The organism is Streptomyces sp. UNOB3_S3 (assembly GCF_020740895.1).
Classification (GTDB): domain Bacteria; phylum Actinomycetota; class Actinomycetes; order Streptomycetales; family Streptomycetaceae; genus Streptomyces.
In genome coordinates this window covers 1-4,201 of the sequence record NZ_JAILXP010000500.1, presented here as the reverse complement: position 1 = coordinate 4,201, position 4,201 = coordinate 1, and the positions used below count along the sequence as shown (strand labels likewise).

Genomic DNA, 4,201 nt, shown 5'->3' with positions numbered 1-4,201 from the left:
TCGCCGGATCCCCCCGCCGGAACGGCGCGCGGCTGCGCACTCCCGAGTACGTGGGGCGGCGGCCGCCGACCTACGAGGCCGAGCCGACCTCCTGGCCGCCCGCCGACCCCGGCGGGCTGGAGGACCTCGTGCCCGACACCGTGCTGGACGGCGCCCGGTACGGGGCGATGACGCTGCGGGCCGGCTCGCTGCGCGGGGACTCCGCCCGTTATCGCGGCGAGCCGCGCCGGGACGCCCTGCTGACCGCGCGCTTCGGCGCGGGCGACGACGCGCTGCTGCTCGTCGCCATGGCGAGCGGGGCCCGCGCGGCGGAGGGCGCCCACCGGGCGGCGCGGGAGCTCTGCGCCTGGCTGGGCGGCGCGGTCGGGCGCAGCCACGCCCGGCTGGTCGAGGACATCCACGCGGGCCGCCGCGACGAGCTCAAGTCCGGGCTGCACCGGCTGACGGACCGTACGTACGGGCGGCTGCGCGTCCGCGCGGCCGAACTGGGCCTGCGGCCGACCGAGTACACGGCGGGCCTGCGCTGTCTGCTCCTCCCCGTGGACGTGCGCTGCCGGACGCGGGTGTTCTTCGGTGTGGGGCCGGGCGGGCTCTTCCGGCTGCGCGAGGGCGCCTGGCAGGACCTGGACCCGGAGCCCCGGGAGCCCGCCGCGGAGGCGGAGGCCGAGCCGCTGGCGGGCTATGACGTCGCCGACCGGATCACCGTGGACCTCGGCATCCCCACGCCCGGCACCGCGCCCGTCATCGACCCCGCCGAAGTGCCCTCCGAGCCCTTCCGTTTCCGTGCCTCGATCGCCCGGCCCGGGGACGCCCTGCTGCTGTGCAGCGCGGGCCTGGCCGACCCGCTGCGCGGCGAGGCGGAGCTGGGCGTGCGCCTGGCCGAGCGGTGGGCGCGGCCGGAGCCGCCGGGGCTGGCCGAGTTCCTCGCGGACGTCCAGCTGAGGGTGAAGGGGTACGCCGACGACCGTACGGCCTGCGCGGTCTGGGAGGGCTAGCGGCCCGCGAACCGGGGGCGGAACCATCGGCGTCCGACTCCGCGCCGCACGGCCGCCCGGCCTCCTCCACGCAGCATCGCGTGCTGGGCACAAGAGGTTCCGGGATTCCGGTCGTATAACCATGTTGATACGTCAACAGGCGTCGAATCGACGGCCTCTGGGCATGCATTTGCCGTGAGCGTGTTCGAGGCCGGGGCGCCGGGGAGGGGTCGGGTCGGCGAGGGATGAAAAGGCGGACTGCACACTGGACGGGCGCGGAACGGCGCGAGGGCAGGGGAGGGTCCGCGGAAGGCACCGTGACGGAGGGATCCGGTGAATCCGGTGCGGCGGCCCCGGCGCCGCACTGGGAGAGAAGACTGCGGGGCAAGGATCTGGCGGCCGTCCACGACGTCCGCGCCGGGCTGCGCGCGCTGCTCGCCCGCTGGGGCGCCCCCGGCCGGGCCGACACCGCCGAGCTGCTGGTGAGCGAACTGGTCACCAACGCCCTGGTGCACACCGACGGCGGGGCCGTGGTCACCGCCCGTCTCACCGGCGGTCCGGCCGCGTCCGTCAAGGGCCGGCTGCGCGTGGAGGTGCGGGACTTCCTCTCCCGGCATCCGACGCTGCGGGCGCCCGCCGTCGGCCCCCCGGGCCGGAGCGGCGAGCGGGGCGGCACGGCGGAGCGGGGCGTCGACACGGCGGCCACCTCCGGGCGGGGTCTGCTGCTCGTCCACGCCCTCGCGGACGGCTGGGGGGTGCGGACCCACGGCGTGGGCAAGTCCGTCTGGTTCGAGCTGGACGCGCAAGAGCCCTGAGCCGCCTCCATGAGGCGGTTCAGGGCTCCAGGGCCGTCGGTACGGCGGTCGGAGGTGCCGGCTTCGTCAGCCGAACTGCCGCTCGATCTGGGCGAGTTTCTCCTCCAGTGAGTCGAGTCTCGGGATGGCCTGCGTGTCGTCCTCCGCGGTGAGATCGATGGGAACGGGCCTGTCCACCGACTGGAGCGGGCGGGAGCGTACCGGAAGCTGCCCCGGCTCGACTATGGAGGGCTCCGCCCCGGCCTGTGAGCCGATCTGGGCGGGTTGCGCGGCGGCCGGCACGGCCGGGCCGGTCACCTCGACCTGCCGTCCGCCACGCACCCGGGGCCACATCCGGTGCTGCCGGTTGTAGGCCTTCAGCCGGGCGCGCTCCAGCTTGCCGGCCTCCCGGCGGCGCATCCGGTGCTGGGCCTGCTGACGCTTGTCCTCACGGACCTCCTCCACGGCCTCGTCCAGCGAGCGCACGCCCTCCAGGAGCATCAGCGACCAGGCGCCGAACGTCTCCCGGGGCGCCCGCAGCCAGCGCACTATCCGGATCTGCGGCAGCGGGCGGGGCACCAGGCCCTGCTCGCGCAGCGCCGCGCGGCGGGTCTGCTTGAGCGCCCGGTCGAAGAGCACGGCCGCCGACAGCGACATGCCGGCGAAGAACTGCGGAGCCCCCGCGTGGTCCAGCCCGCGCGGCGCGTGCACCCAGTTGAACCAGGCGGCCGCGCTCGCGAACGTCCACACCAGCAGCCGGGAGCCCAGCGCGGCGTCGCCGTGGCTCGCCTCGCGCACCGCCAGCACCGAGCAGAACATGGCGGCCCCGTCGAGACCGAAGGGCACCAGGTACTCCCAGCCGTCCGTCAGCCCCAGGTTCTGCTGCCCGAAGCCGACCAGGCCATGGAAGGAGAGGGCCGCGGCGACCGCGGCGCAGCAGAAGAGGAGTACGTACGAGGCGCTGCCGTAGAGGGCTTCCTTACGGCGTCTGCGCTCCTCGCTGCGCTCCCAGGAGTCCGTGCCGGCGGCCCCGTCCTCCCGGCCGGTGTTCCGGCCGCGCGTGTACACCGTCACCGCCACCACTGCCCCGATGAGCGCAACGGCACTGGGGAGCGCCCAATTCAGCGGTATGTCGGTCACTCTCATCTTCGTCCCTTGCATGCAGTACGGCGTTTCGCGCGCCATCCTGACGGACCCGCGCCGGATGCCAAGGGGTTTCGCGGCAACTCACCGCCAATGGACGGCAAGGATATACGGAGAGCGACGAATGAATTCGAACGCCCGCCAGCGAAAGGTGAATTGAGTTCTAACCAATCCACTCGATCGAGTGGCTTAGTCAATTCGGTCGGCTGACAGCCGCTCGATGCGGACGGCGTCGACGGTCCGTGGGCATGTCGTACACGAGTCCTCGGGGCGGAGGGTGTAGAAGAAGCAGCAGCTCGCCCGGTCGCGGGTGAGCAGCTTCCCGCCCCCGGGGCCGGTCAGTTCGCGGAAGGCCGCGTCGCCGACGTACGGGGCGGTGTCCCCCGGGAGCAGCAGTTCCAGCTCGCGGCGGGCCCGGTGCTCCTCCCCCAGCAGCCGCCCCACGTGCCACAGCCCCTCGGCGGTCTCGTCCGTCACCATGCCCCACAGGGCGCGCCCGCCGCGCCGCATGCGCGGCCCCAACGCCGTGAGCAGCGGCTGGAGATGGGCCGCGACGGCCGAGCGCAGCTCGGCGCGCAGCGCCTCCTCGTCCGCCACGGGCACGGCGCCGGGCCGTCCGGCCGCCGGGTCGCCCGGCAGGCAGGCGAACACCGTGACGTCCGCCGTGATCCGTCCCGAGGCGCGGTGCAGGGACACCGCCTCCACCGGCAGCCGGGGCACCCGGCGGTGGAGGAACCACGGGAGGGTGAACAGCAGGCACACGTGCCAGGCGTAGCGGTGCAGCCCGAAGCTCGCGACGACGTCCGGGCGGGGTTCTCGCCCGTACTCGCGCAGTACCTGCGCCTCGTCCCATGCGAGGAACGCGTCCAGCGCCGGGCCGCCGGCGGCGAGCTCCGCGGCCGTCGCCCAGCCCTCGCCCCGGCGGGGCGGCTCGCACAGGACGGTGATCGCGGGAAGGGCCTCCGTCAGCCGGGCGTATGCATCCGCGACGGGTGAGACGGGCGGGGCGGAAGAGAGAGGTGCAGCCGAAGCAGCGGACATCGAGGGGACCACCGAATCCCGATCGTAAACAGGTAAGCCTAACCTTACCCAGCCGTATCGGGGTTTGAACTGCCGGATTCGCCGCCTATGGTTCCGATGGGACACCAGGAGGACCTCAATGGAGCAGGGCAGACCCCACAGCGCAGTATCGCGGCCGTATACCGGTGTACCCGCGCAGGCCACGCCGAGCGCGCGCGGGGAGCACACCCATGACGAGAGCGAGTACGCCTACGCCCCCGGTACCCGCCC

At 74.0% G+C, this 4,201-nt stretch carries 4 protein-coding genes; 2 read left to right on the top strand and 2 right to left on the bottom strand.

Annotated elements, in window-relative coordinates; genetic code table 11:
• The coding region (locus K6I33_RS32535) for a protein phosphatase 2C domain-containing protein (RefSeq protein ID WP_374286421.1) at positions 1-995 on the top strand (995 nt) is incomplete at its 5' end.
• Between the two features lie 296 nt (positions 996-1,291).
• Entirely contained in the window at positions 1,292-1,789 is a 498-nt protein-coding gene (locus K6I33_RS32530; protein WP_229358201.1) for an ATP-binding protein, read from the top strand.
• Between the two features lie 66 nt (positions 1,790-1,855).
• Here K6I33_RS32530 and K6I33_RS32525 read toward each other — a convergent pair whose 3' ends face one another.
• Both K6I33_RS32525 and K6I33_RS32520 read right to left on the bottom strand, forming a co-directional pair.
• Positions 1,856-2,914, bottom strand: a complete 1,059-nt coding sequence (locus K6I33_RS32525) for a DUF2637 domain-containing protein (protein WP_229358200.1) — start codon at positions 2,912-2,914, stop codon at positions 1,856-1,858.
• 186 nt (positions 2,915-3,100) lie between these two features.
• Positions 3,101-3,952 carry a (2Fe-2S)-binding protein gene (locus K6I33_RS32520; protein WP_229358198.1) on the bottom strand — a complete coding sequence of 284 codons (852 nt, stop codon included), beginning with the start codon at positions 3,950-3,952 and terminating at the stop codon, positions 3,101-3,103.
• Positions 3,953-4,201 lie beyond the last annotated feature (249 nt).